This window comes from Ideonella sp., from assembly GCF_041914305.1.
Lineage (GTDB): Bacteria > Pseudomonadota > Gammaproteobacteria > Burkholderiales > Burkholderiaceae_C > Ideonella.
On the sequence record NZ_JAYSDQ010000015.1, the window covers coordinates 179,159 to 204,445 of the forward strand.

23 protein-coding genes are annotated in these 25,287 nt (G+C 69.2%); 19 read left to right on the forward strand and 4 right to left on the reverse strand.

Features of this window, described 5'->3' with window-relative positions; all coding sequences use genetic code 11:
- Positions 1 to 3: 3 nt before the first annotated feature.
- Both fumC and ychF read right to left on the reverse strand, forming a co-directional pair.
- Positions 4 to 1,392 (reverse strand): class II fumarate hydratase, encoded by a 1,389-nt coding sequence (gene fumC / locus ACE3SG_RS19930; protein WP_374567915.1) that lies wholly within the window; start codon positions 1,390 to 1,392, stop codon positions 4 to 6.
- Between the two features lie 33 nt (positions 1,393 to 1,425).
- Positions 1,426 to 2,520: a redox-regulated ATPase YchF gene (gene ychF, locus ACE3SG_RS19935; RefSeq protein ID WP_374567916.1), complete on the reverse strand. Its 1,095-nt coding sequence runs from the start codon at positions 2,518 to 2,520 to the stop codon at positions 1,426 to 1,428.
- 107 nt (positions 2,521 to 2,627) lie between these two features.
- Between ychF and ACE3SG_RS19940 the strand changes: the two genes are divergently transcribed.
- From ACE3SG_RS19940 to ACE3SG_RS19965, 6 genes are all read left to right on the forward strand, one after another.
- A complete protein-coding gene (locus tag ACE3SG_RS19940; RefSeq protein ID WP_374567917.1) occupies positions 2,628 to 3,737 on the forward strand; it encodes an FAD-dependent monooxygenase in 1,110 nt (369 codons plus the stop codon).
- Between the two features lie 62 nt (positions 3,738 to 3,799).
- Positions 3,800 to 4,558 (forward strand): DsbC family protein, encoded by a 759-nt coding sequence (locus tag ACE3SG_RS19945; protein ID WP_374567918.1) that lies wholly within the window; start codon positions 3,800 to 3,802, stop codon positions 4,556 to 4,558.
- A 67-nt stretch (positions 4,559 to 4,625) separates the two neighbouring features.
- A complete protein-coding gene (locus tag ACE3SG_RS19950; protein ID WP_374567920.1) occupies positions 4,626 to 5,093 on the forward strand; it encodes a DUF3429 domain-containing protein in 468 nt (155 codons plus the stop codon).
- Positions 5,093 to 6,832, forward strand: coding sequence for a M61 family metallopeptidase (locus ACE3SG_RS19955; RefSeq protein WP_374567921.1), 1,740 nt, complete (start codon positions 5,093 to 5,095; stop codon positions 6,830 to 6,832). Before ACE3SG_RS19950 ends, ACE3SG_RS19955 begins: the two co-directional genes overlap by 1 nt.
- 23 nt (positions 6,833 to 6,855) lie before the next feature.
- Entirely contained in the window at positions 6,856 to 8,046 is a 1,191-nt protein-coding gene (locus tag ACE3SG_RS19960; RefSeq protein ID WP_374567922.1) for a DUF3108 domain-containing protein, read from the forward strand.
- A gap of 24 nt (positions 8,047 to 8,070) precedes the next feature.
- Positions 8,071 to 8,862, forward strand: coding sequence for an enoyl-CoA hydratase (locus tag ACE3SG_RS19965; protein ID WP_374567924.1), 792 nt, complete (start codon positions 8,071 to 8,073; stop codon positions 8,860 to 8,862).
- A gap of 8 nt (positions 8,863 to 8,870) precedes the next feature.
- Here ACE3SG_RS19965 and ACE3SG_RS19970 read toward each other — a convergent pair whose 3' ends face one another.
- Together ACE3SG_RS19970 and lysS are read right to left on the reverse strand one after the other, a co-directional pair.
- Positions 8,871 to 9,431 (reverse strand): pyridoxamine 5'-phosphate oxidase family protein, encoded by a 561-nt coding sequence (locus ACE3SG_RS19970; RefSeq protein WP_374567926.1) that lies wholly within the window; start codon positions 9,429 to 9,431, stop codon positions 8,871 to 8,873.
- 111 nt (positions 9,432 to 9,542) lie between these two features.
- Positions 9,543 to 11,060 (reverse strand): lysine--tRNA ligase, encoded by a 1,518-nt coding sequence (gene lysS / locus ACE3SG_RS19975; RefSeq protein ID WP_374567928.1) that lies wholly within the window; start codon positions 11,058 to 11,060, stop codon positions 9,543 to 9,545.
- Positions 11,061 to 11,216: 156 nt separating this feature from the next.
- On the opposite strand from lysS, the gene ACE3SG_RS19980 reads away from it, so the two are divergent.
- The 13 genes from ACE3SG_RS19980 to ACE3SG_RS20040 all read left to right on the forward strand — a co-directional run bounded on the left by ACE3SG_RS19980 (position 11,217) and on the right by ACE3SG_RS20040 (position 25,235).
- On the forward strand, positions 11,217 to 12,497 hold the full coding sequence (locus ACE3SG_RS19980) for a nucleotide sugar dehydrogenase (protein WP_374567929.1): 1,281 nt from the start codon (positions 11,217 to 11,219) through the stop codon (positions 12,495 to 12,497).
- Between the two features lie 5 nt (positions 12,498 to 12,502).
- Positions 12,503 to 13,450, forward strand: a complete 948-nt coding sequence (locus ACE3SG_RS19985; protein WP_374567930.1) for a Gfo/Idh/MocA family oxidoreductase — start codon at positions 12,503 to 12,505, stop codon at positions 13,448 to 13,450.
- 7 nt (positions 13,451 to 13,457) lie between these two features.
- Positions 13,458 to 14,039: an acyltransferase gene (locus ACE3SG_RS19990; RefSeq protein WP_374567931.1), complete on the forward strand. Its 582-nt coding sequence runs from the start codon at positions 13,458 to 13,460 to the stop codon at positions 14,037 to 14,039.
- A complete protein-coding gene (locus ACE3SG_RS19995) occupies positions 14,039 to 15,148 on the forward strand; it encodes a DegT/DnrJ/EryC1/StrS family aminotransferase (protein WP_374567932.1) in 1,110 nt (369 codons plus the stop codon). The genes ACE3SG_RS19990 and ACE3SG_RS19995 overlap by 1 nt, the downstream gene beginning before the upstream one ends.
- A 20-nt stretch (positions 15,149 to 15,168) precedes the next feature.
- Positions 15,169 to 16,431, forward strand: coding sequence for a lipopolysaccharide biosynthesis protein (locus tag ACE3SG_RS20000; protein WP_374567934.1), 1,263 nt, complete (start codon positions 15,169 to 15,171; stop codon positions 16,429 to 16,431).
- A complete protein-coding gene (locus ACE3SG_RS20005; protein WP_374567936.1) occupies positions 16,428 to 17,030 on the forward strand; it encodes an acyltransferase in 603 nt (200 codons plus the stop codon). Before ACE3SG_RS20000 ends, ACE3SG_RS20005 begins: the two co-directional genes overlap by 4 nt.
- Positions 17,027 to 18,109, forward strand: a complete 1,083-nt coding sequence (locus tag ACE3SG_RS20010; protein ID WP_374567937.1) for a glycosyltransferase — start codon at positions 17,027 to 17,029, stop codon at positions 18,107 to 18,109. The genes ACE3SG_RS20005 and ACE3SG_RS20010 overlap by 4 nt, the downstream gene beginning before the upstream one ends.
- Positions 18,106 to 19,341 carry a glycosyltransferase family 4 protein gene (locus ACE3SG_RS20015; RefSeq protein ID WP_374567939.1) on the forward strand — a complete coding sequence of 412 codons (1,236 nt, stop codon included), beginning with the start codon at positions 18,106 to 18,108 and terminating at the stop codon, positions 19,339 to 19,341. Before ACE3SG_RS20010 ends, ACE3SG_RS20015 begins: the two co-directional genes overlap by 4 nt.
- Positions 19,338 to 19,988 (forward strand): class I SAM-dependent methyltransferase, encoded by a 651-nt coding sequence (locus ACE3SG_RS20020; RefSeq protein WP_374567941.1) that lies wholly within the window; start codon positions 19,338 to 19,340, stop codon positions 19,986 to 19,988. The genes ACE3SG_RS20015 and ACE3SG_RS20020 overlap by 4 nt, the downstream gene beginning before the upstream one ends.
- Positions 19,985 to 21,154, forward strand: a complete 1,170-nt coding sequence (locus ACE3SG_RS20025) for a DegT/DnrJ/EryC1/StrS family aminotransferase (protein ID WP_374567943.1) — start codon at positions 19,985 to 19,987, stop codon at positions 21,152 to 21,154. The genes ACE3SG_RS20020 and ACE3SG_RS20025 overlap by 4 nt, the downstream gene beginning before the upstream one ends.
- Positions 21,155 to 21,174: 20 nt before the next feature.
- Positions 21,175 to 21,771 (forward strand): sugar transferase, encoded by a 597-nt coding sequence (locus ACE3SG_RS20030; RefSeq protein WP_374567956.1) that lies wholly within the window; start codon positions 21,175 to 21,177, stop codon positions 21,769 to 21,771.
- Positions 21,768 to 23,657, forward strand: coding sequence for a polysaccharide biosynthesis protein (locus ACE3SG_RS20035; protein WP_374567945.1), 1,890 nt, complete (start codon positions 21,768 to 21,770; stop codon positions 23,655 to 23,657). Before ACE3SG_RS20030 ends, ACE3SG_RS20035 begins: the two co-directional genes overlap by 4 nt.
- 72 nt (positions 23,658 to 23,729) lie before the next feature.
- On the forward strand, positions 23,730 to 25,235 hold the full coding sequence (locus ACE3SG_RS20040; RefSeq protein WP_374567947.1) for a hypothetical protein: 1,506 nt from the start codon (positions 23,730 to 23,732) through the stop codon (positions 25,233 to 25,235).
- Positions 25,236 to 25,287: the final 52 nt, after the last annotated feature.

Genomic DNA, 25,287 nt, shown 5'->3' on the forward strand with positions numbered 1-25,287 from the left:
TCGTCAAACCATCTTCTCCGGCCGGACCCAGGCGTCGAACTGCTCGCCGGTGACGCCGCCCACCGCCAGCGCGGCCTCGCGCAGCGACAGGCCCTGCGCGTGCGCATGCTTGGCGATCTTGGCCGCGCGGTCGTAGCCGATGTGCGGGTTCAGCGCGGTCACCAGCATCAGTGAGCGCGCCAGCAGCTCGGCGATGCGGTCGCGGTCGGGCTCGATGCCCTGCGCGCAATGCGCGTCGAAGCTGGCCATGCCGTCGGCCAGCAACCGCACGCTCTGCAGAAAGTTGTGGGCGATCAAGGGCTTGAAGACGTTCAGCTCGAAGTGGCCCGACGCGCCGCCGATGCCCAGCGCCACGTCGTTGCCCATCACCTGGCAGCAGGCCATCGTCAGCGCTTCGCACTGCGTGGGGTTGACCTTGCCCGGCATGATCGAGCTGCCGGGCTCGTTCTCCGGAATGCGCAGCTCACCCAACCCGCAGCGCGGCCCCGAAGCCAGCCAGCGCACGTCGTTGGCGATCTTCATCAGCGCGGTGGCCAGGGCCTTGAGCGCGCCATGGGCACTGACCAGCGCGTCGTGGCCGGCCAGCGCGGCAAAGCGGTTCGGCGCCACACAAAACGGCGCGCCGGTGTCGCGGCTCAGGCGCGCGGCCACACCGTCGGCGAATTGCGGGTGGGTGTTCAGGCCGGTGCCGACGGCGGTGCCACCGACCGCCAGCTCGTGCAGTGGCCCGAGCGTCGCGGTGATGGCCTGCTCGGCATGGTCCAGCTGGGCCACCCAGCCCGACATTTCCTGCCCCAGCGTCAGCGGTGTCGCGTCCTGCAGGTGGGTGCGGCCGATCTTGACGATGTCGGCGAACGCGTTGGCCTTGGCCGCCAGCGTGGCCCGCAGCGCACGCAGCGCCGGCAGCAGGTGGTCGGCCACCGCCGGGGCCGCGGCCACGTGCATCGCGGTCGGGAAGATATCGTTCGACGACTGCCCGAGGTTGACGTGGTCGTTCGGGTGCACCAGCCGCTCCTGGCCGCGGTGGCCGCCCAGCAGCTCCGAGGCGCGGTTGGCCAGCACCTCGTTCATGTTCATGTTGGTCTGGGTGCCCGAGCCGGTCTGCCAGACCGACAGCGGGAAGGCATCGGCATGCATGCCGGCCAGCACCTCGTCGGCGGCCTGGATGATCGCGTCGGCCAGGCGCTGGTCGAGCAGGCCCAGGCCGGCATTGACACCGGCCGCCGCACGCTTGACGCGCGCCAGCGCCATCAGCAGCGCGTCGGGCATGCGCTCGCTGGAGATGTGGAAATGCTCGAGCGAGCGCTGGGTCTGGGCGCCCCAGAGGGCGCCGGCCGGCACCTCGATCGGGCCGAAGGTGTCGCGCTCGGTGCGCGTTTCGCGGGTGTTCATGCGGGCTCCCGGCGGCTTCGCCGGGAAGCCGCATCAGACGTTGAACAGGAAGTGCAGCACGTCGCCGTCCTTGACGACGTACTCCTTGCCTTCAGCCCGCATCTTGCCGGCATCTTTCGCGCCTTGCTCGCCGCCGTACTTGACGAAGTCTTCGTAGGCGATCGTCTGGGCGCGGATGAAGCCCTTCTCGAAGTCGGTGTGGATCGCGGCAGCCGCCTGCGGCGCGGTGTCGCCGATGTGGATCGTCCAGGCGCGCACTTCCTTCACACCGGCGGTGAAGTAGGTCTGCAAGCCCAGCAGGGTGAAGGCCGAGCGGATCAGGCGGTTCAGGCCTGGCTCGTCCTGACCCATCTCGGCCAGGAACATCGCCTTGTCCTCGTCGGACATGTCGGACAGCTCGCTCTCGGTCTTGGCGCAGATCGCGACCACCGGGGCCTTCTGCTTGGCCGCGTACTCGCGCAGCCGGTCGAGGAACGGGTTGTTCTCGAAACCCGACTCGGACACGTTGCCGACGAACATCGCCGGCTTGGCGGTGATCAGGCACAGCGGCTTCAGCACGGCCTGCTCTTCCTTGCTGAAGTCGATCGAGCGCACCGGGCGGCCCTCGTTCAGCGCGGCGTCGCACTTCTTCAGCACCTCGACCAGGCGCGCGGCGTCCTTGTCGCCGCCGGCCTTGGCCACCTTGCTGTAGCGCTGCAGGCTCTTCTCGACCGTGCTCAGGTCGGCCAGGCACAGCTCGGTCTGGATCACCTCGATGTCGGAGATCGGGTCGACCTTGCCGGCCACGTGGATCACGTTGTCGTCTTCGAAGCAGCGCACCACGTTGACGATCGCGTCGGTCTCGCGGATGTGCGAAAGGAACTGGTTGCCCAGGCCTTCACCCTTGCTGGCACCGGCCACCAGGCCGGCGATGTCGACGAACTCGACGATGGCCGGCAGGATGCGCTCGGGCTTGACGATCTCGGCCAGCGCCTGCAGGCGCGTGTCCGGCAGCTCGACCACGCCGACATTGGGCTCGATCGTGCAGAAAGGGTAGTTCTCGGCCGCGATGCCGGCCTTCGTCAAGGCATTGAACAGGGTGGACTTGCCGACGTTGGGCAGGCCGACGATGCCGCACTTCAGGCTCATGGGTGTTTCCGGGGGAGAAAAGAGGGCGTCGCCAGGAAGATCAAGAATGTCATGGGCATCCCGGGCGCGGAACCCGGCATTTTAGGCCGCCTCCCTACAATTCCCCCATGACCGCTTTCGACGTGCGCATCCTCGGTTCAGGCATCGTCAGCCGCAGCCTGGCGCTGGCGCTGGCCCGCCAGGGGCTGCGCGTGGCCCTGCAGGCCCGGCCGAACGCCCCCCACGCCAGCCCGGACGTGCGGGCCTACGCGCTGAACCCCGCCTCGGTGGCCCTGCTGGCCGACCTGCGCGCCTGGGACACGTTGCCCGCCGACGCCCGCACGGCCGTGCACGACATGCGCGTGGCCGGCGACGCCCCCGGCGCGCAGCTGTCGTTTTCGGCTTTTTCGCAGGCGGTGCCGGCATTGGCCTGGATCGTCGACGCCGCGGCGCTGGAGGCGGTGCTGGACACGGCGGTCGGCTTCAGCCCGCAGGTCCGCATGTTCGCCGAACCCCCGGCCGCGGCCTTGACGGTGGTGGCCGAGGGCAAGGCCTCGGCGCTGCGCCAGCAACTGGGCGTGAAGTTCGAGCAGCACGCCTACGGCCAACGCGCGATCGCTGCCCGGCTGGTGGCCGACCGGCCGCACAACGGCGTCGCGCACCAATGGTTCCGCAGCCCCGACATCTTCGCCCTGCTGCCGTTCGACCGGCCGCAGGTCGGCCACAGCTACGGCCTGGTCTGGTCGCTGCCCGAAGCCGAGGCCGAACGCCTGCTGGCGCTGCCGGTGGCCGAATTCGACGCGGCGCTCAACGACGCCAGCGGCGGCGCTGCCGGCCGCCTGGCGCTGGCCAGCGAGCGCGGCGCGTGGCCGCTGATGCTGGGCCGGGCGTCGGCCGTCAGCGGCCCGGGCTGGGCGCTGGTCGGTGATGCGGCCCATGTGGTGCACCCGCTGGCCGGCCAGGGGCTGAACCTGGGCTTGGCCGACGTGGCTGCGCTGGCCGACGTGCTGGCCCGGCGCGAAAGCTGGCGCTCACCCGGCGACGCCGACCTGCTGCGCCGCTACGCCCGCCGCCGCGCCACCGGCACCTGGGCGATGGCCCAGGCGACCGACGGTTTGTGGCAGCTTTTTGCCGGCCAACAGCCCTGGCTGCGGGAACTTCGCAACCGCGGCCTGGGTCTGGTCAATCACATCGCGCCCGTCAAGCGCTGGCTCGTCGGCCAGGCGCTGGACGCCTGACCCGGCCGGCGGGCGCCCATTCCAACCAGAGACAATCCCTTTCCGCTTCTGAAGGACTTTCGATGAATCACCTGTTCACCCGCGCGGCACGCCTGGCCCGCCTGCTGCCCGGCATGGCGCTGATCGGCACCCTGGCCGTTGCCACGCAAGTGGCGCAGGCCGACGAAGCGGCGATCCGCAAGACCCTGGCCGACCGCATGCCCAAGCTGCCGAAGATCGACGAGATCAGCAAGACGCCGATCCCGGGGGTCTACGAGCTGCGCATCGGCACCGACATCCTGTATGCCGACGAGACCGGCTCGTACCTGTTCGAAGGCGCGATGCTGGACACGAAGACCCAGACCGACCTGACCAAGGCCCGCATCGACAAGCTGACGATGATCGATGTCGCGTCGCTACCGCTGAAGGACGCGATGGTCTTCAAGCAGGGCACCGGCCTGCGCAAGCTGGTGGTCTTTGCCGACCCGAACTGCGGCTACTGCAAGCGCATCGAGCGTGACCTGCTGGCGCTGAAGGACGTGACGATCTATACCTACCTGCTGCCGATCCTGGGGCCGGATTCGAACGTCAAGTCGCGCGACATCTGGTGCGCGAAAGACAGTGCCAAGACCTGGCGCGCCTGGATGATCGACGGCGTCACCCCGCCCAAGCAGAGCGAGAAGTGCGACACCGCGGTGCTGGAGCGTAACCTCGAGATTGGCCGCAAGTACAAGATCAACGGCACGCCGGCGGTGGTGTTCGAAGACGGCACGCGCTCGCCCGGTGCGCTGCCGATCGACCGCATCGAAGAGCGCATGAAGGAAGCGAGCAAGAAGTCCTGAACGCAATCCCGTTCGGGCTCGTTTCAAACGCAAACAAATCGGTGGGGCTGCGGCGACAATGCGCGCCATGAGTGTCGCAACCACCCATCTTTCGCACCCGGCCGCGCTCGCGGCCGAACCTCCCCGCCTGGCCCGCCAGCTGGGCGCCGCGGGGCTGATCCCGTTCGTGCTCGGCGCCGCGCTGATCTGGCTCGTCTACCCCGAGGCGCAACCGTTGGTGACGCTGGCAATGGCCGGCTATGCCGCCTGCATCGTCGCGTTCCTCGGTGGCATCCACTGGGGCCTGGCGATGCGCGCGGGCCAGCATGAGCCGGCGCACTTCGGCTGGTCTGTCGTGCCGCCGCTGGTGGCCGCCGTTGGCGTGCTGATGCCGGCCTATGCCGGCCTGGTGCTGCTCGGTGCGATGCTGCTGGTCTGCTACGCGGTGGATCGCAAGCTGTTGGTCGAGCAGGGCTTGAACGCCTGGTTGACGCTGCGATTTCGCTTGAGCGCGGTGGCCAGCCTGAGCTGCTTCATTGGCGCGGCAGGCACCTGATGACCGCTTCCATCCGCTACCGCATCGACCTGGCCGACGCCGCCAACCACCGTTACCGCGTCACGCTCACGGTGCCCAACCCGGCCCGGGTGCAGCTGTTCAGCCTGCCGGTCTGGATCCCGGGCAGCTACATGGTGCGCGAGTTCGGCCGCCATCTCAGCGGCCTGAGCGCGCAGCAAGGCCGCCGCGACGCCACGCTGACCCAGCTCGACAAGACCACCTGGCGCGTCGACACGGCCGGCCGCGGCGCGCTGACGCTGAGCTACGAGGCCTACGCCTTCGACCACTCGGTGCGCACCGCGTTTCTCGACGACAGCCGCGGTTTCTTCAACCCGACCAGCCTGTGCCTGCGTGTGCATGGCCAGGAAGGCACGCCGCACGAGGTGCGCCTGGCCGGCCTGCCCGCCGGCTGGGACGTGGCCACCGCGATGCCTGCGCTCGCCGGGGTGCGCCACGGCTTTGTCAGCGCCGACTACGACGAGCTGGTCGACCACCCGTTCGAGCTCGGCCACTTCTGGCGTGGCGAGTTCGAGGCCGGCGGTGTGCCGCACGAGTTCGTCGTTGCCGGGGCCTGGCCCAGCTTCGACGGCGAGCGCCTGCTGGCCGACGCCAAGCGCATCTGCGCCGCGCAGATCAGCTTCTGGCATGGGCGCGGCAAGCCCCCGTTCGAGCGTTATGTGTTCATGCTGAACACGGTCGAAGACGGCTACGGTGGCCTCGAGCACCGCGCCAGCACGGCCTTGCTCGCCAACCGCCGTGACCTGCCGCGCCGCGGCCAGGCGGCGGCGAGCGACGGGTACGTCACGCTGCTCGGGCTGATCAGCCACGAGTATTTCCACACCTGGAACGTCAAGCGCCTGAAGCCGGCCGAGTTCGTCGAGCTCGACTACGGCCAGGAAAACTACACCCGGCTGCTGTGGTTCTTCGAGGGCTTCACCTCGTACTACGACGACCTGATGCTGCGCCGTGCCGGCCTGATCGACAGCGCACGCTACCTGAAGCTGATTGCCCGCACCATCAGCGGCGTGCGCGGCACCCCGGGGCAGAAGGTGCAAAGCGTGGCCGAGGCCAGCTTCGACGCCTGGGTCAAGTACTACCGCAGCGACGAGAACACGCCGAACTCGACCATCAGCTACTACACCAAGGGCTCGCTGGTGGCGTTGCTGCTCGACCTGCAGCTGCGCCGCGCCGGCGAATCGCTCGATGCGCTGATGCGGCGACTGTGGAAAGCCTGCCCCAACGGCGCGCTGACCGAAGAGCGGGTGCTGGCCGAACTCACCGAGCTTGGCGGCGCTGCGCTGGCCGAGTCACTCAAGGGCTGGGTCCATGGCCGCGACGACCTGCCGCTCGACGCGGCGCTGGCCGCCGCCGGTGTCAAACGCAGCGAAGACAAGGCCGCGTGGAACGCCGCGCTGGGGCTGAAGCTGTCCGAAGGCCCGGTGACCGGCGTGCAGGTGAAATCGGTGCTGACAGGCAGTGCCGCGGCGGCCGCCGGCATCTCACCCGGCGACGAGCTGCTGGCGATCGACGGCTGGCGCATCCGCCGTTTCGACGACGCGCAGCAGTGGGTGACCGAGGGGCAGCCCTTCGAGCTGCTGCTGGTGCGCCAACAGCGCCTGCGCACGCTGACGGTCAAGCCGCTGGCGGCCCCCGCGCTGGAGCGCAACCTCAGCCTGGCGCCCGACCCCCAAGCCTCTGCCGCCGCATTGGCGCTGCGCCGGGCCTGGCTGGGTGACTGAGCCGGCACCGGCCCGCTGCTGACATGGGCGCCGCGCTGCCCGGTGGCCGTACGAGCCGGGCCCGCGTCGCACGCCGTGTGGGCTGGTGCGTGCTGCTGGTGGCGGTGGCGATCGGCCATTGGTGGCTGGCCGCGCAGTTGCCCGACAGCCGTTTTGGCGAAGGCGACGCCGAAGACGACGACACGCCGCGTGCGATCGAGGTGGCCTTCATCCGCGAGCTGCAGCCCGCGGCGCCGCCGGTGTATGCCCCCGCGCCACCGCCACGGGCGACCGTGACCCGGGCCGTGCGCCGGCCCGAACCGGCCGCGTCGGCGGCGTCACAGGCGGCCAGTGCACCGGCCGCCGAGGTTGCCGAGGCGGCGAGCGCGCCGGCGTCGGCCGCTTCAGCGCCGCCGGATGCGCCGCTCGCAGTGGCCGACACGGCCATGCCCGCGTCGGCGCCCGCCAGCGCGGTGCCGGCGGCGGTCGCCGCCGCGCCGTCGGCCCCGGCGTCCAGCGCCGTCGCCAGCTTCGATTGGCCGCCGTCGACGCGCCTGAACTACGACTTCAACGGCTACTACCGCGGCCCGGTGCTGGGCAACGCCAAGGTCGAGTGGCTGCGCGACGGCAGCCACTACCAGGTGCGCCTCGAAGTGCGCGTGCCGATGCTTGGCGGGCGCAAGATGGTCAGCGATGGCCTGCTGGGCCCCGACGGCCTGACGCCGCGGCGTTACGACGAGGTGACCGACCGGCTGTTCTCCGACAGCGTGAGCCAGACCGTGCGTTTCGAAGCCGACCGCATCGTGCTGGCCAACCAGAAGGTCAACGACTGGGTGCCCGGTGTGCAGGACACCGCCAGCCAGTTCGTGCAGATGACCTGGCTGTTCCTGGCCCAGCCCGAGTTGCTGCAGGTCGGCCGCACGGTCGAGTTTCCGCTGGCGCTGCCGCGGCGCGTGGGGCGCTGGACCTACGACGTGCGCGAGCAGGTGACGCTGTACCTGCCCTTCGGCGAGGTCAACGCCTTTCACCTGGAGCCGCGGCCGTCGAGCAAGCGCGGCAAGGAGTGGCTGGTGGACATGTGGATCGCGCCGAGCCTGCAGTACCTGCCGGCGCGCATCCTGCTGCGGCAAGACGCCGAGAGCTATGGCGAGCTGATCCTCAACAGCCGCCCGTTGCAGTCCGGCCCGCCGCCCGCGCCCCCGGCACCGCAGGCGTCGGAACGTATAGTTCGTTGAACTGTCCAGACGAGGAGTGCCACGATGGCCTACGAATGCATCCTGACCGAACACCACGGTGACGCGGCGCTGAAGACCGGCGTGATCCGCCTGAACCGGCCCAAGCAGATGAACGCGCTGAACGACCAGCTGATGGACGAGCTGGGCCAGGCGCTGCTGGCCTTCGATGCCGACCCGGGCATCGGCTGCATCATCGTCACCGGCAGCGAGAAGGCGTTTGCCGCCGGCGCCGACATCGCCGCGATGAAGGATTACGACTTCCAGCACACCTACCGCACCGAGTACATCAGCCGCAACTGGGAAACCATGCGTCGCGTGCGCAAGCCGGTGATCGCCGCGGTCGGCGGCGTGGCGCTCGGTGGTGGCTGCGAGGTGGCGATGATGTGCGACATCGTCATCGCGGCCGACAACGCCAAGTTCGGCCAGCCCGAGATCACCATCGGCGTCGTGCCCGGTGCCGGCGGCACGCAGCGCCTGCCGCGGGCGATTGGCAAGGCCAAGGCGATGGACATGGTGCTGACCAACCGCTGGATCAATGCGCAGCAGGCCGAAGCCTGGGGCCTGGTCTCACGCGTGGTGCCGCTGGACAAGCTGATGGACGAGGCCTTCGGCATCGCCGCTCAGATCAACGGTTTCGGCCAGATCTCGGTGATGGCGGCCAAAGAGGCCGTCAACCGCGCCTTCGAATCGAGCCTGACCGACGGCCTGTGGTACGAGCGCCGCCTGTTCCACGCCATGTTCGGCACCGCCGATCAACGCGAAGGCATGGCCGCGTTTCTCGACAAGCGGCCTCCAAAGTTCGAACGGCCAGAGTAAGCCTTCGGCTACGGTTGAATCCAGCGCGCGCCGTGGCCGTCGAAGACGGCGCGGCGATGGCCGGCCGGGTCCAGCGCCAGCCAGTCCATCACCCGCACCTGCGCCGTGACCACCGCGAAGTGTTCGCGTGAGCCGCGCTCGGGGGCGGGGTGGGCGCCCAGCGGTGTGCCGGGGGGCAAGGGCGACAGATAGTCCTGCGCTGCCGGGGTCATCTTCAGCCGCGCCCAGCGCGACGACACGGCCAGGCCGCTGTTCTCCAGGCCGAGTTGCACACCCAGCCGCAGCTGCCAGCCGAGCTCGGCCGACCACATCACCAGCGTGGCCTGGGGGTGGGCCGCGATCTGCGCCAATTTGGGCGATCGGGCATCGGTGAAGAAGACCAGCTCGCGCGTCGGCGCCTCGACCTCGCGCAGCACCACCACGCGCGCGTCCACGCCGGCGGCGCCGCCAGCGGTGGCCAGCACCGGGGTGCGCCACGCGTGGCCGCGGGTGCGGGCCGCGGTGACCAGCTCGTCCCACAGCCGCGCCTCGAGGGCGCCGAGATCATCGGTGGGCAGCGTGGCGGCCATGTTGCCCGCCATCATCGCCGGTCCGCACGGGGTCGGGTTGCGGCGCGTCAAGCCTCACGGTGCGGCGAGGCACGGCGCTTCAGGACGCGCGGCGCCGTGCCGACGGCCGGCTCAAACTTCCCGGCGCAAGGCCGGGAAGAGGATGATGTCGCGGATGCTCGGGCTGTCGGTCAGCAGCATCATCAGCCGGTCGATGCCGATGCCGCAGCCGCCGGTCGGGGGCATGCCGTATTCGAGCGCGCGGATGAAGTCGGCGTCGAAGAACATCGCCTCTTCGTCGCCGGCGTCCTTGTTCGCCACCTGGGCCTGGAAGCGTGCGGCCTGGTCCTCGGCGTCGTTCAGCTCCGAGAAGCCGTTGGCGTATTCGCGGCCGGTGATGAACAGCTCGAAACGCTCGGTGATGGCCGGGTTCGTGTCCGACGCGCGGGCCAGCGGGCTCACCTCGACCGGGTAGTCGATGATGAAGGTCGGCTGCCAGAGCTTTTCTTCGACCACTGCCTCGAACAGGCCGAACTGCAGCTCGGCCAGCTTCCAGTGCGCCGGGGGTTCTTCGCCCAGGGCCTTCAGCTTTTCGTGCAGCGCGGCGGCGTCGGTCGATTCGGCTTCGCTGACGCCGGCGTGCACCACCAGCGATTCACGCACCGACAGGCGGGCGAACGGCTTGTCCAGCTCGACCGGCTTGCCGGCGTAGGTCAGCGCGGCCGAGCCGGTGGCCGCCCGCGCGGCGTGGCGCAACACGGCCTCGGTGAAGTCCATCAGGTCGTGGTGGTTCCAGTAGGCCGCGTAGAACTCCATCATCGTGAATTCGGGGTTGTGCCGAACCGAGATGCCTTCGTTGCGGAAGTTGCGGTTGATCTCGAACACGCGCTCGAAGCCGCCGACGATCAGCCGCTTCAGGTACAGCTCGGGCGCGATGCGCAGGAACATCTCCTGGTCGAGCGCGTTGTGGTGCGTGACGAAGGGCTTGGCATTCGCGCCGCCGGGGATCGGGTGCAGCATCGGCGTCTCGACCTCGAGAAACCCGTGCTCGACCATGAAGCTGCGGATCGAGCTGACGGCCTTGCTGCGCGCCACGAAGCGGGCGCGGGCCGCATCGTCGGTGATCAGGTCGACGTAGCGCTGGCGGTACTTCTGCTCCTGGTCGGTCATGCCGTGGAACTTGTCCGGCAGCGGGCGCAGGCTCTTGGTCAGCAGGCGCACCGAGGTCGCCTTGACCGACAGCTCACCGGTCTTGGTGCGAAAGAGCGTGCCCTCGCAACCGAGGATGTCACCCAGGTCCCAGTGCTTGAAGGCGGCCAGCACCTCGGCGCCGACGGCGTCCTGCGTCACGTACAGCTGGATGCGTCCGGACGAGTCCTGCAGCGTCGCGAAACAGGCCTTGCCCATCACGCGCTTGAGCATCATGCGGCCAGCGACGACCACCTTCACGCCCTGCGGCTCCAGCTCTTCGTTGGGCACCTGGCCGTGGCGGTGGTGCAGGTCGAGCGCGTGGTGCGTCGGCTTGAAGTCGTTCGGGAACACCGCCCGGCCTTGCTCGCGGGCCTGGGCGCGCAGCGCGGCCAGTTTCTCGCGGCGTTCGGCGATGAGCTGGTTGTCGTCGGTCGGCGGGGTGGTGTTGTCGTGGCTCATGCAAAGGCTCGCGAGGCGCCGGCACGCGTCGAAAATGCGTGCCGGCAGGGCAGGGAGGGGCGATTTTAGGTGGTGGGCGCGCATGCGCAGGTCCCGTCGGGGCCCCGCCCTAAAATCCTTCGCTTTGGCCCACCCTCCGGGCGCCCGAACCCACCCATGAACCGCAAAGTCGCCGTCGTCGGTCTCGGATACGTCGGCCTGCCCGTGGCCGTGGCCTTTGGCCAGCGCGCGCCGACGATCGGTTTCGACATCAGCGCCCAGCGCATCGCCGAGCTGCGCGCCGGCCACGACCGCACCGGCGAGGTGGCGCCCGCCGAGCTGGCCGCAGCCCAACTGCACTGCACCGATCAGTTGCCCGACCTGCGCCAGGCGGACTTCTTCATCGTCGCCGTGCCGACCCCTGTCGACAGCGCCAACAAGCCCGACCTGTCGCCGCTGATCTCGGCCTCGCGCAGCGTCGGCGCGGCCTTGAAGAAGGGCGACATCGTCGTCTACGAATCCACCGTCTACCCCGGCGCGACCGAAAACGATTGCGTGCCGGTGCTCGAAGCCACCTCGGGCCTGCAGCACGGCGTCGACTTCTTCACCGGCTACAGCCCCGAGCGCATCAACCCCGGTGACCGCGAACACCGCTTCGAGAACATCAAGAAGATCGTCTCCGGCTGCGACGCCGCCACGCTGGACACGGTGGCCGAGGTCTACGCGTCGGTCGTGACGGCCGGCGTGCACCGTGCGCCCAGCATCAAGGTGGCCGAAGCCGCCAAGGTGATCGAGAACACCCAGCGCGACCTGAACATCGCGTTGATGAACGAGCTGAGCGTGGTCTTCGCCCGCATGGGCATCGACACCGCCGAGGTGATCGCCGCAGCGGCCACCAAATGGAACTTCCTGCCCTTCCGCCCGGGCCTGGTGGGCGGCCATTGCATCGGTGTCGACCCGTACTACCTGACCTTCAAGGCCGAGCAACTGGGCTACATCCCGCAGGTCATCCTGGCGGGCCGGCGCATCAACGACAACATGGGCCGCTACGTCGCCCGCAACGTCATCAAGCGCATGCTGCAAAACGGGCTCGATGTGCCGCGCTGCCGCGTTGGCGTGCTGGGCATCACCTTCAAGGAAAACTGTCCCGACATCCGCAACTCCAAGGTCGTCGACCTGGTGAACGAACTGCGCGACCACGGCACCCAGGTCGTCGTCGTCGACCCGCATGCCGATGCGGCCGAGGTGCGCGAGGAATGCGGCATCGAGCTGGCCAGCCTGGCCGACGCGCCGTTCGACGCGCTGGTGGTCGCGGTGGCGCACCGCGAGTACCGTGCGATGACGTCGGCGCAGCTGCGTGCGCTGGTGCGTGGCGACCAGCCGGTGATTGCGGATGTGAAGGCGCTGTATGAGCGTGATGCGCTGGCCGCCACCGGCGCCAGCGTCTTTCGCCTGTGACTGACATGAAAAACTTCGCCCTGATCGGCGCCGCCGGCTACATCGCGCCGCGCCACATGCGTGCCATCGTCGACACCGGCCACCGGCTGGCGGTGGCGTACGACGTCAATGACTCGGTCGGCATCATCGACAGCCTCGCGCCGCAGGCCGAGTTCTTCACCGAGTTCGAGCGCTTCTACGAGCATGCCCAAGTGCTGCGGCGTGCGCCTGAAGCCGCGCTGAACTATGTGGCGGTCTGCAGCCCGAATTACCTGCACCACGCCCATATCGCTGCCGGCCTGCGCCTGGGGGCCGACGTGATCTGCGAGAAGCCGCTGGTGCCCACGCCGGGGCTGCTGGACGAACTGGCGCGGGTCGAGCAGGAGACGGGCAAGCGCGTCTTCAACATCCTGCAGTTGCGCCACCACGACGCGATCCTCCAGCTGCGCGAGAAGGCGGCGGCGGCGCCCGCCGACACCAAGTTCGATGTCGAGCTGACCTACATCACCTCGCGCGGCAAGTGGTACGCCGAGAGCTGGAAGGGCGACCCGCGCAAGTCGTTCGGCGTGGCCACCAACATCGGCGTGCACTTCTTCGACATGCTGCACTTCGTCTTCGGCCAGCTGCAGGCCAACGTCGTGCACTTCAGCGGCGAGGCCAAGGCTGCGGGCTACCTCGAGTACGAACGGGCGCGGGTGCGCTGGTTCCTGTCGATCGATGCCAACGACCTGCCGGACGAGGTCAAAGGCAAGAAGACGACCTTTCGCAACATCGACATCTCGGGTGAGCAGCTCGAGTTCTCCGAAGGCTTCACCGACCTGCACACGGTCAGCTACCGCGAGATCCTGGCCGGGCGAGGCTACGGCCTGGCCGATGCGCGCCACTGCATCGAGACGGTCGATGTGATCCGCGCGGCGCGGGTACAGGCGGCGACAGCCGATGCCCACCCCTTCGTGCGTCGGCTGGCCGGTTGAGGCCGCGATGAGCGTCACCATCCACCCCAGTGCGATCGTCGACGACGGGGCGCAGATCGGCGAGGGCACGCATGTCTGGCATTTCAGCCACGTCTGCGCCGGCGCGCGCATCGGGGCGGGCTGCTCGCTGGGCCAGAACGTGTTCGTCGGCAACGACGTGCTGATCGGCCGTGGCGTGAAGATCCAGAACAACGTGTCGGTCTACGACGCGGTCACGCTCGAAGACGAGGTGTTCTGCGGCCCGAGCGTGGTCTTCACCAACGTGCACAACCCACGTGCCGCGGTGCCCCGCAAGAGCGAGTACCGTCGCACGCTGGTGCAGCGCGGGGCGACGCTGGGTGCCAACGCGACGATCGTCTGCGGCGTGACGGTGGGCGAATACGCCTTCGTCGGCGCCGGCGCGGTGGTGACCAAGGACGTGCCTGCCCATGCGCTGATGGCCGGCGTGCCGGCGCGCCGCATCGGCTGGATGAGCCGGCATGGCGAGCGGTTGGCCTTCGACGCGGCCGGCGACGCGCGTTGCCCCGCCACTGGCGAGCGCTATCGGTTGGACGGTGAGCAAGTGACTTTCGTGGGGGCTGGCGCCTGATGCAGTTCATCGACCTGAAGACGCAGTACGCGGCGCTGAAGCCCGAGATCGATGCGGCGATCCAGCGTGTGCTGGACCACGGCCAGTACATCCTCGGGCCCGAGGTGGCGCAGCTGGAGGCGGCGCTGGCCGAGCGCACCGGTGCCGCCCATTGCGTGACGGTGGCCAGCGGCACCGAGGCCTTGCTGATCGCGCTGATGACGCTGGGCATCGGCCCGGGCGACGAGGTGATCACGACGCCGTTCAGCTTTGCCGCCACGGCCGAGGTGATCGTGCTGCTGGGCGCGCGGCCGGTGTTCGTCGATGTCGAGCCGGACACGGCGTTGATCGACGCGGCGCTGATCGAGGCGGGGGTCACGCCACGCACCAAAGCCATCATGCCCGTCAGCCTGTATGGCCAGGTGGCCGACATGGCGGCGATCAACGCCATTGCCGAACGACACGGGTTGGCCGTGATCGAGGATGCGGCGCAGAGTTTCGGCGCCACGCTGCACGGGCGCGAGAGTGGGGCGCTGTCGACTTGGGGTTGCACCAGCTTCTTCCCCAGCAAGCCGCTGGGCTGTTACGGCGACGGCGGCGCGATGTTCACGAACGACGCTGCGCTGGCCCAGGCGGCGCGCGAGATCCGCATCCACGGCCAGAGTGCGCGCTACACCCACACGCGCGTCGGCGTGGGTGGCCGCATGGACACGCTGCAATGCGCGGTGCTGCTGGCCAAGCTGCCGCGGCTGGGCTGGGAGCTGGCGCGCCGCGCCGAGCTGGGCGAGCGCTATGACCGGCTGCTCGATGGGCTGAACCTTGACCGCCTGGCCGTGCGGCCGGGGCGCGATTGCGTCTGGGCGCAGTACACGGTGATGGTCGACGAGCGGGCGCGCGTGCAGCAGGCCATGCAAGAGGCCGGCGTGCCCACGGCGGTGCATTACCCCCGGCCGCTGCACCAGCAGCCGGCCTACGCTGCCTTTGCGCCGGCCGGCGGTTGCCCGGTGTCCGAGCGCTTGGCGGGGCGGGTGCTGAGCCTGCCGATGAGCGCCGACCTGAGCGAGGCCGACCAGGACCGCGTGGTCGATGCGCTCGCTGCGGCCGTCGGCCGCCGCCCGCTGGTGGCCTGAGCGCCGTCGCGCCGAGCCGCATGCAGGCCCCTGCGCCACCCGCTGCCGGCGGCCTGCTGCGTGCCAGCCTCACGTTGCTGGCGGGCGGGGCGTTGGCGCAGGTGCTGCCGCTGCTGCTGGGCCCCTGGCTGACGCGGCTGTACACGCCCGACGAGTTCGGTCATTTCCACCTCTTCGCCGCGATCGCCGCCAACCTGGCGGTGGTGGCTTGCGCGCGGTACGAGTTCGCGCTGCCGATGGTCACCGAAGACGCCGAGGCCCATGCGCTGCGCCGCTTGTCGTTGCGTTTGCTGGTCGGTGCCACCTTGCTGTGCACCGTGTTCGGTGCCGCCTGGGCCTGGCGCCGCGGCGTGGGCTACCCGCTGGCGCTGCCGGTGGCGGTGGCGGCGTTGGGCGGGGTGTCGCTGGCCACGCTTTGGGCCAATCGGGCGCAGCGGTTTCGGGCCCTGGCCGGTGCGCGTGTGCTGCAGCATGGCGGCGGCGCGGGAGTGCAGGCGCTGGCTGGTGTGGCCGGGCTGGGCTTGGCAGGCCTGATCGGCGGGCCGATCGTGGCGGCCTTGGCCGCCGCCGTGTGGCTGCGCATGCCGCTCGCACACGGCCCGGCCGATCAGCCGCGGCTGGGCGATGTGGCGCGCCGCTACAAGGACTTTCCGCTGCTGAACACACCGCACGCGTTCGCCGGGGCCTTGCAGGACACGCTGGCGGTGGCGCTGATCTCGGCCTGGCTGGGCTCGGCCGAAGCCGGCTTCTGGGGCCTGGCGCTGCGCTACCTGAAGGCGCCGGCCACGCTGGTCGGCAGCGCGGTGTCGCAGGCGCTGTACCCGCAGCTGACGCAGGCCGGCCCGGGCGCGACCCCGGCGTCGCGCCAGGCAGTGCGCCGCCTGATGGGGCTGCTGGCGCTGGTCGCCTTGCCCCTGGTGCTGGGCTTGTGGGTACTCGGCCCGTGGGCGTTCGAGTGGCTATTCGGCCCCGCCTGGCGGCCAGCCGGTGAGCTGGCCCGCGCGCTGGCGCTCTACATCGGCCTGCATTTCGTCGCCAGCCCGCTGGCGGTGGTGACGATGGCCTGGCAGGCGCAACGCTGGGCGTTGAAGCTCGCGTTGGTGGGCCAACTGGCCTTCGTGGCCGCGCTGGCCGCCGGCCTGGCCTGGGGCGGCTTGGCGGGGGGCGGCTGGGCCGTGTCGGCGGCGATGCTGGTCTATTTCGGCACCTACTTCTGGCGCCTGGCCACCTGGCCGGTGGGCACGCAGGGCAGCGCCGAAGCGGTGGAACAATCCGCCCGGTGACGACCACCTTGCGTGCAACCTTGAACCGCTGGCGCCGCCGCCTGGCCCGCGTGCTGCTGTACCGCATCGTCTTCGGCGAGCGCTCGCAAGGCCGTGCGCTGGCCCACACCCGCATCTCGCCGGCCTGCTGCATCGAGCACGAAGACCGGTTGACGCTGGGTGACCATGTCTACATCGGCCCGTTCAACTTCATCGAGGCCAGCGGCGGTGTCACGATCGGCGACGGTGTGCAGATCACCAGCCACTGCAGCCTGGTCACGCACGCCTCGCACCGCACGCAGCGGCTGTTGGGTGAGGGCTATGTCAATTGGCCCGCGAACCGTGAACGCCCGGGCTGGATCGCCGGCCCGATCCACATCGGCGCCTTTTCGTTCATCGGCCCGCATTCGCTGATCGAAGCCAACACCCGGCTGGGCCGCGGCACGCTGGTCTGCGCCGGCAGCTTCGTGCGTGGCGAGTACCCAGATTTCGCGATCCTCGAGGGCCGGCCGGCACGCATCGTCGGCGACACACGCCGCACCGACCAGCGTCTGCTGCAGCAATACCCGGCGCTGCAGCCGCTGTACGACGCGTGGGCCGCCGAGACGAAGGCCCCATGATCCGGCTGGTGTTGATCGGTGACGGCAACAGCCCGCATCTGCTGAAGTGGGCGCGGGCGCTGCAGGGCAGGGTCGACCTGTGGGCGATCTCTAGCCGTGGCTTCGACATCGGCTTCAACACGCTGATGCCGCTGGACCGCCGGCTCGCGTTGTGCACCCAGCCGGATTTCGCCGGTGGCAACGTCGGCCTGCTGCGGCACCTGCCCGAGGTCTCGCGCTGGCTGCGCGAGATCGAGCCCGACTGGCTGGCGCCGCACTACCTGAGCTCCCACGGCACGCTGGCCTGGCTGGCCACGCGGGTCGGCCGGGTGAAGGCGCGCATCGCCGGGTCGGCCTGGGGCTCGGACATCCTCGTCGCCCCGCAGCGCAGCGCGGCCATGCGTTTCGTCACCCGCCGGGTGCTGACCGCCTGCACGCTGGCGACCAGCGATTCGGTCTACATGGCCGAGCGCATGCGTGCGCTCGGTGCCGGCGAGGTGATGGTCTTCCCGTTCGGGCTCGAGAGCCTGCCCGCCGCCTCGACCGACAAGGACGCGGCGCTGTTCTTTGCCAACCGCGGGCTGGAGGCCATCTACCGGCCCGACCGCGTGCTCGACAACTTCGCCGCGATCGCCGCCGCGTGGCCCGACGCGCAACTCGTGGTCGCCAACGACGGCGCGCTGCGCCCCTCGCTCGAAGCGCGCGCGCAGGCACCGGACCTGGCCGGCCGCGTGCGCTTCGTCGGCCGCCTGGATGCGGCCACGCAAGCCGGCTGGTACCGCCGCGCGCGCTGGTACCTGAGCCTGCCCGCCAGCGACTCGGTCTCGGTCTCGGTGCTCGAGGCGATGGGCCATGGCTGCATCCCGATCCTGTCGGACCTGCCCGCCAACCGCGAGCTGGTGCAAGACGGCCGCAACGGCCTGATCCTGGCCGACGGCGAGGTGCTGGGCCGGCAGCGGCTGGCACCGCTGGCCGAACGCGCCGACGAGGTGGCGGCGGCGCTGCGGGCCTGGGTCGGCGTGCATGCGATGTTCCCGGCCAGCGTGGCGGCCTATGTGAAGCGGCTCGAAGCGCTGAGCAACGCCGGGGCCGCACGGTGAACATCCTGTACCTCAACCACTATGCGGGCAGCCCGGCATTGGGCATGGAGTACCGCCCGTACTACCTCGCGCGCGAGTGGGTGCGCATGGGGCACCGTGTGCGCATGGTCGCGGCCACCTTTTCGCATGTGCGGGCGCAGCAGCCCACGCCGGGGCGCGAGCTGATCGACGGCATCGAGTACGACTGGGTGCCGTCGCCGCGCTACCAGGGCAATGGCCTGGGCCGGGTCAAGAACATCGCCGCCTTCCTGGGCCGGGTGTGGTCTCGTGCGCCGGCGCTGGTGGCCGAGTTCAAGCCCGACGTGGTGATCGCGTCCAGCACCTACCCGATGGACATCTGGGTCGCGCGCCGCATCGCCCGCCGTGCCGGTGCGGTGCTGGTGTTCGAGGTGCACGACCTGTGGCCGCTGTCGCCGATCGAGCTGTCGGGCATGTCGCCGAATCACCCGTTCGCGCTGCTGTGTGGCTGGGCCGAGAAGACGGCCTACCGCGAGGCCGACGTGGTGGTCTCGATGCTGCCCAAGGTGCATGCGCACATGGCCTCGCGCGGGCTGAACCTGGCCAAGCTGCACATCGTGCCGAACGGCATCTCGCCCGACGACTGGCAGGGCGAGCCCGCCGCCCTGCGGCCGGACGTGGCCGCCACGCTGGCCACTGCCCGCGCGGCCGGCCACGCGGTGTTGGGCTACGCCGGCTCGATGGGCTTGCCCAATGCGCTGGATGACCTGCTGGGTGCCGCCGCGCTGCTGCGCGACCTGCCGCTGACGATCGTGATGGTCGGCGATGGCCATGAGCGCGAGCGGCTGGTGCAGCGCATCGGCACCGAGCAGCTGGTGCATGTGCACAGGCTGCCGCCGATCCCGAAGGCGCAGGTGCCGGCCTTCCTGGCGGCGGTCGACATCGCCTACATCGGCTGGCAGCGCGTGCCCATCTACCGCTTCGGCATCGCACCGAACAAGCTGATGGACTACATGATGGCCGGCTGCGTGGTGCTGCATGCGGTGCAGGCGGGCAACGACCCGGTCGCCGAGAGCGGCTGCGGCCTGACGGTGGCGCCGGAGTCGCCCGCCGCAGTGGCCGCCGGGGTGCGGCGATTGCTGGCGCTGCCGGCCGCGCTGCGCCGCGCGATGGGCGAGCGGGGCCGCGCCTTCGTGCGGGCCGAACACAGCTATCCGGTGCTGGCCGAGCGCTTTCTCGAGGCTTGTGCCGTGGCGAAGGGCACTCGGCCGTGAGCGCTGCGCCAGACCGCTACAGCCTGCTGCAGCCCGATGTCTGGCAGCTGGTGCACGAGCGCCAGCGCGCGATCCTGCAGGGCCTGGCGCGGCGTGGCTGGCACGACCCGGCGGCCTTGACCTTGACCGAGGTGGGCTGCGGCGCCGGCGGCAACCTGCTCGAGTTCCTGCGCGCCGGCTTCACCGCGGGCCACCTGACCGGCTGCGAGCTCTTGCCCGAGCGACTGGCGATGGCGCGCGCCTGCCTGCCCGAGGCGGTGGCCTTGTGGCCGGGTGACGCCGTGGCCGCGCCCGTGGTGCCAGCCAGCCAGGACCTGGTGCTGCAGGCCACGGTGTTCTCGTCGCTGCTCGACGATGCCGCCCAGCAGCGGCTGGCCGACGCGATGTGGCGCTGGGTCCGGCCGGGTGGGGTGGTGCTCTGGTATGACTTCACGGTGGACAATCCGCACAACCGCGCGGTGCGCGGGGTGCCGCTGGCGCGGCTGCGGCAGCTGTTCCCGCAGGGGCGGGTGCAGCACCAGCGCATCACGCTGGCGCCGCCGCTGGCCCGCCGTGTGGCGCGGGTGCACCCGTCGCTGTACACCGTTTTCAATACGCTGCCGCTGTTGCGCACGCACCTGCTGGCCTGGATCGACAAACAAGCATGAGCTCTCCCGACCTTCCGTTCCTGCCGTTTGCCTTGCCCGAGATCGGCGAGGCCGAGATCGCCGAGGTGGTCGACACGCTGCGCTCAGGCTGGGTCACGACCGGCCCGAAGGCGCGCCGCTTCGAGGCCGCGTTCACCCAGTACCTTGGTGACCCATCGCTGCAGTCGATCGCGGTCAACTCGGCCACCGCCGGGCTGCACCTGGCGCTCGAAGCCGTGGGCGTTGGCCCGGGCGACGAGGTCATAACGACCACCCACACCTTCACCGCGACCGCCGAGGTGGCGCGCTACCTCGGCGCGGATGTGAAGCTGGTCGACATCGACCCGGCGACGCTGAACATCGACCCCGCCGCCATGGAAGCGGCCATCACGCCGCGCAGCAAGTGCGTCATCCCGGTCCACTACGCCGGCCTGTCGGCCGACATGACGGCGATCCTGGCCATCGCCCGGCGCCATGGCTTGAAGGTGGTCGAAGACGCCGCCCATGCCTTGCCCACCACGCACCGCGGCCAGCTCGTCGGCACGCTGCCAAGCGACGCCACCGTCTTCAGCTTCTACGCCAACAAGACCATCACCACCGGCGAGGGCGGCATGCTGGTCACGCGCGACGCGGCATTGGCCGAGCGGGCCCGCGTGATGCGGCTGCACGGCATGAGCCGCGACGCCTTCGACCGCTTCACCGCCAAGGTGCCGAGCTGGCATTACGAGATCGTTGCGCCGGGTTTCAAGTACAACCTGACTGACATCGCCGCGGCGCTGGGGCTGCACCAGCTGGCGCGGGCCAACGCGTTCCAGCAGCGGCGCGTCGAGCTGGCGGCGGCGTACCGCGAAGCGCTGGCCGGGCTGCCGTTGCTGTTGCCGCCGGAGCCTGAAGCCGGCGACCAGCACGCCTGGCACCTGTACGTCGTGCGCTTGGCTGACGACGCGCGCATCGGCCGCGACGCACTGATCGAGCAGCTGTATGCCGACGGCATCGGCTGCAGCGTGCACTACATCCCGCTGCACCGGCACCCCTACTGGCGCGAACGCTATGCCCTGCGCGACGAAGACTTCCCGCACAGCCAGCGTGCCTTCGAGCGCATGCTGAGCCTGCCGCTGTACACCCGCATGACGGATGCCGACGTGGCGCGCGTGGCCGCGTCGTTGAAGCGCGCGCTGGTCGGCTGACGGCCGTGCTGCTGCTGTTCATGGCCAAACGCCTGTTCGACATCCTCGCGTCGCTGATCGGCCTGGCGCTGCTGCTGCTGCCGGGCCTGCTGCTGGCGCTGTGGATCAAGCTCGACTCGGCCGGGCCGGTGTTCTTTCGCCAAGAGCGCGTTGGCCGCTTCGGCCGGACATTTCGCATCCACAAGTTCCGCACGATGCGGGCAGACGCCGAGCGTGTCGGGGGGCAGCTGACCGTCGGCGCCGATGCCCGAGTGACCCGCGTCGGCCGCTGGCTGCGCGCGCACCGGCTGGACGAGTTGCCGCAGCTGATCGACGTGTTGCGCGGCGACATGAGCCTGGTCGGGCCCCGGCCCGAGGTGCCGCGCTATGTCGCGATGTACCCGGCGGCGATGCGTGAGCAGGTGCTGGCCGTGCGGCCGGGCATCACCGACCCGGCGTCGCTGGCCTTTCGTGGCGAGGCGACGCAGTTGGCCGCCGCCGCCGACCCCGAGCGCGAGTATGTCGAGGTCATCCTGCCGCGAAAGCTGGCCCTGGCGGCCGACTATGCGGCGCGCGCCAACCTGTGGACCGACTTGCGGGTGGTGGCCCGGTCGCTGGCGGTGTTGTTGACGCGATGACCCCATCGACCCCCCCTGTGCCGACCGCCTGGCATCGGCTCGATCGCTTTCTGGCCCGGCTGCGACCGCACCGCGAGCCGCTGTCGTTGATCGTCGACGCCACGATGATCATGCTGGCGTGGAACGCGACCTACCTGTTCCGCCTGGGTTTCGAGCGTTGGCTGAGTGCGCGTCCGAGCTACGACGCCTGGGTGCTGCTCGGCGTGGTCGTGGTCTACCTGCTGGCCTTCGTCGTGGCCAAGGTGCCGCAGAGCATGTGGCGCTTCTCGGGCTTCGGCGAGGTCAAGCGCCTGACGCTGGCCTGCCTTGGCGCAGGCCTGGTCAGCGCGGTGGGTGTGATGGGCTTGCAACTGGTGCAGGTGCCGCGCGCGGTGCTGGCGCTGCACCCGATCGTCACACTGATGGCGGTGTGCGTGGTGCGCATTGCCTACCGCATGCTGTACGAGCACTCGCGGTCCCGCATCACCGGCGGTGACGCCGAGGTCCGGCGCGCACTGGTGCTCGGCGCCGGCGAGGCGGCCAAGCGGCTGCTCGCCGGCATCCACCAGCAAGGCTGGATCGTGCTCGGCCTGCTCGACGACGATCCCGCCAAGCAGGGCGCACGCATCGCCGGCGTGCCCGTGCTGGGCCCGCTCGAAGCCGTGCGCGACAAAGGCGTGCGCGGCGCGGCCACCCACCTGATCATCGCGCTGCCCTCGGCCAGCGCGGCGCAGCGCCGGCGCGCGGTGGAACTGGCCGGCGCCGTTGGCCTGCCGGTGCTGACCGTGCCCTCGGCCGAGGAACTGCGCAGCGGCGACGGCACGGTCGACCGGGTGCGTGATATCGAGGCGGAAGATTTGCTGGGGCGTGAGCCGGTGCAGTTGGACGAAGCCGGCATCGCCGAGACCCTGGCCGGCAAGACCGTGCTGATCACCGGTGCCGGGGGCTCGATCGGCAGCGAGCTGTGCCGACAGGTTGCCCGGTTCCACCCGGCCCAGTTGGTGTTGTATGAACTGTCCGAGTTCAACCTCTACTCGATCGAGCAAGACCTGGGTGAGCGCTTTCCGACGCTCGAACTGGTGCGCCTGATCGGCGATGTGAAGGACCTGGCGCACCTGCGCAGTGTGTTCCAGCAATGGAAGCCCCAAGTCGTCTTCCACGCCGCGGCGTTCAAGCATGTGCCGCTGATGGAAGAAGAACACAACGCGTGGGCCGCGCTGCGCAACAACACACTCGGCACTTACCACACGGCGCTGGCCGCAGCCGAGGTGAACGCCGAACGCTTCGTGCTGATCAGCACCGACAAGGCCGTCAATCCGACCAACGTGATGGGCGCCACCAAGCGTGCCGCCGAATTGGTGGTTTCGGCATTGGCAGCCGAACACCCCGGCACACGCTTCATGGCGGTGCGTTTCGGCAACGTGCTCGGCTCGTCGGGCAGCGTGATCCCGAAGTTCAAGGAGCAGATCGCCAAGGGCGGGCCGGTCACCGTGACCCACCCGGACATCATTCGCTACTTCATGACCATCCCCGAGGCTTCTCGCCTGGTGCTGCAAGCGGCGGCGATCGGCGAATCCGGGCAGGTGCTGGTCCTCGACATGGGCGAGCCGGTGAAGATCGTCGATCTGGCGCGGACGATGATCAAGTTGGCGGGGCGCAGTGCCAGCGAGATCGAGATCAGGATCACCGGGCTGAGGCCTGGCGAAAAGCTTTATGAAGAGCTCTTGGTGGATGTGGAACAGACTCAGCCAACTTCAAACAAGCGGTTGCGCGTAGCGAAACTGAAGCCTGCATCCGATCTGGCCTGGTTGCGTAAGGAGGCTGTCGCGGTTTGGAGAGTCCTGGACGAGCACGAGGTTCGGTCCTGGTTGAAGCAGGCGGTGCCGGAGTTTTCAGTCACCAGATAGATGTTGGAGTGCGCGCCGCTCGCCTATGCTCTGTTCCCATCGCATTGCCCCAGACGCCCTGCAGGAGATGTCATGACCCATTCGCCGACCAGCACCTCTCGCCGCGGACTCATTGGTTCCCTCGTTCTTACCCCGACCGTCCTCGCGGGATCCCAGGCCGCTGCGGCTGCGCCGGGTGCGGGGGAGACCAAGGATCGACCGGCCTCTCCCTTGTTGGACTTGGCTGCGTTCCAGCCAGCTGGCGCGACAGTCAGCGACGACGCCGGAGCCTTCAATGCTGCCGTGCTGCAGTTGGCCCAACGAGGCGGCGGAGTGTTGCTCGTTCCTCCTCGCGTCTACACGATCCGCCGACCGATCTATTTGCCGTCGGGTGTCGTGATCGACTTGTGCGGCGCAACGCTAGATGGCGCAGGAGACGGTGTCATCTTCGAGTCCGGCTTCCTCAAGGATGGAAGCGTGGTGTCGAACATCGGCACTCAGAATGAATCCCATCGCGTGATCGGAGCCCGTGTTTCAAATGGAACCATCGCGAACTGCGAGCGGGCATTCAACCTGTTCAACTTCAATGAGAACTCCGCGATCCGCAACATGCGTTTCCGGGATTGCGCCTACGCGATCTATTCCGAGCGGCCGTTCTACTCAAGCTACAACGACCTGACTTCGCGCGGCGGGGCGAAAGGCGCCAAGAACGCTGCCTACTATTTCAAGGACTTCACCAACATCTGCGACATAGCGAATGTCCGGGTGATCGGGCGCGCGCTGGGCTTCGAGTTTTCCGGCGGCGTCAACGGTCAGCAGATCGTCGGGTGCTCTGCAGAGAATTGCGGCGACGGCATCCGATTCACCGGAGAAGTGAATCCGATCAGTATCCAAAGCTGCTATTTCGAAGAGATCCCGGGAGTGGCCATCGATTTCATGAAAGCGGTGGCGCACCGCGCCGTCGTGATCGATGCCAATTGGTTCCAGAATGTCGGAACTGGGATCGCTGGCGTGCAGATGCTCGGCGGGTGCATCGGCGGGGGCAACTACTTCCTGAAGACGGCCACGCCCGTGGCCGTCCAGGACAACCCATCGACCATCCGGGTGGAGATCAAAGGCGACCGCCTGAGAGAAGGGGCTGGTGTCGCGCTGCCGGCTGGATACAGACTCGGCTCCGCCGTCGAGATCGACTACCTCGCGCATGCACTCGACTCGTCGAGTGGGCGAAGCCTGGCGAAGCAGTATTACTCGGGCCAGTCGCCCATGCCGATGCCCTTCTCCGGCAACATGGGCTTCGTCCCCGGCGGCATTCCCTTCTGCAGTCACCGCGCCACAGGAGGCAACGGCTTCAGCGTCGAGATAGACACGCGGATTGTCTTCAACGACTATGTTGCGGCGCTGTTCGCCTTGACCATCGGCGACAAGCAGGGACAGCATGTGCTGCATGGCCGCGTGTTCGGCTCTGCGGTGTACGCCGACTCTGCGGCCGGGAAATCCATACGTGCTTCAAATGCCGAGGGGTACCTTCGACTCACGATTGGGCCGTTCGCCGGGTCATCGTCCGACTACAAGCTCGAAGGCGTGGTGAGGCACGCCTAGGGAACGTCTGCATAAATCGCCCGCGGTTGTGCTTGGCGAGGGGCTGAAGTGC

Bases quoted from the DNA above. Each gene is read 5' to 3' on its own strand.
- fumC (WP_374567915.1), bottom strand. From the start codon at position 1,392: ATGAACACCCGCGAAACGCGCACCGAGCGCGACACCTTCGGCCCGATC.
- ychF (WP_374567916.1), bottom strand. From the start codon at position 2,520: ATGAGCCTGAAGTGCGGCATCGTCGGCCTGCCCAACGTCGGCAAGTCC.
- ACE3SG_RS19940 (WP_374567917.1), top strand. From the start codon at position 2,628: ATGACCGCTTTCGACGTGCGCATCCTCGGTTCAGGCATCGTCAGCCGC.
- ACE3SG_RS19945 (WP_374567918.1), top strand. From the start codon at position 3,800: ATGAATCACCTGTTCACCCGCGCGGCACGCCTGGCCCGCCTGCTGCCC.
- ACE3SG_RS19950 (WP_374567920.1), top strand. From the start codon at position 4,626: ATGAGTGTCGCAACCACCCATCTTTCGCACCCGGCCGCGCTCGCGGCC.
- ACE3SG_RS19955 (WP_374567921.1), top strand. From the start codon at position 5,093: ATGACCGCTTCCATCCGCTACCGCATCGACCTGGCCGACGCCGCCAAC.
- ACE3SG_RS19960 (WP_374567922.1), top strand. From the start codon at position 6,856: ATGGGCGCCGCGCTGCCCGGTGGCCGTACGAGCCGGGCCCGCGTCGCA.
- ACE3SG_RS19965 (WP_374567924.1), top strand. From the start codon at position 8,071: ATGGCCTACGAATGCATCCTGACCGAACACCACGGTGACGCGGCGCTG.
- ACE3SG_RS19970 (WP_374567926.1), bottom strand. From the start codon at position 9,431: ATGGCCGCCACGCTGCCCACCGATGATCTCGGCGCCCTCGAGGCGCGG.
- lysS (WP_374567928.1), bottom strand. From the start codon at position 11,060: ATGAGCCACGACAACACCACCCCGCCGACCGACGACAACCAGCTCATC.
- ACE3SG_RS19980 (WP_374567929.1), top strand. From the start codon at position 11,217: ATGAACCGCAAAGTCGCCGTCGTCGGTCTCGGATACGTCGGCCTGCCC.
- ACE3SG_RS19985 (WP_374567930.1), top strand. From the start codon at position 12,503: ATGAAAAACTTCGCCCTGATCGGCGCCGCCGGCTACATCGCGCCGCGC.
- ACE3SG_RS19990 (WP_374567931.1), top strand. From the start codon at position 13,458: ATGAGCGTCACCATCCACCCCAGTGCGATCGTCGACGACGGGGCGCAG.
- ACE3SG_RS19995 (WP_374567932.1), top strand. From the start codon at position 14,039: ATGCAGTTCATCGACCTGAAGACGCAGTACGCGGCGCTGAAGCCCGAG.
- ACE3SG_RS20000 (WP_374567934.1), top strand. From the start codon at position 15,169: ATGCAGGCCCCTGCGCCACCCGCTGCCGGCGGCCTGCTGCGTGCCAGC.
- ACE3SG_RS20010 (WP_374567937.1), top strand. From the start codon at position 17,027: ATGATCCGGCTGGTGTTGATCGGTGACGGCAACAGCCCGCATCTGCTG.
- ACE3SG_RS20025 (WP_374567943.1), top strand. From the start codon at position 19,985: ATGAGCTCTCCCGACCTTCCGTTCCTGCCGTTTGCCTTGCCCGAGATC.
- ACE3SG_RS20030 (WP_374567956.1), top strand. From the start codon at position 21,175: ATGGCCAAACGCCTGTTCGACATCCTCGCGTCGCTGATCGGCCTGGCG.
- ACE3SG_RS20035 (WP_374567945.1), top strand. From the start codon at position 21,768: ATGACCCCATCGACCCCCCCTGTGCCGACCGCCTGGCATCGGCTCGAT.
- ACE3SG_RS20040 (WP_374567947.1), top strand. From the start codon at position 23,730: ATGACCCATTCGCCGACCAGCACCTCTCGCCGCGGACTCATTGGTTCC.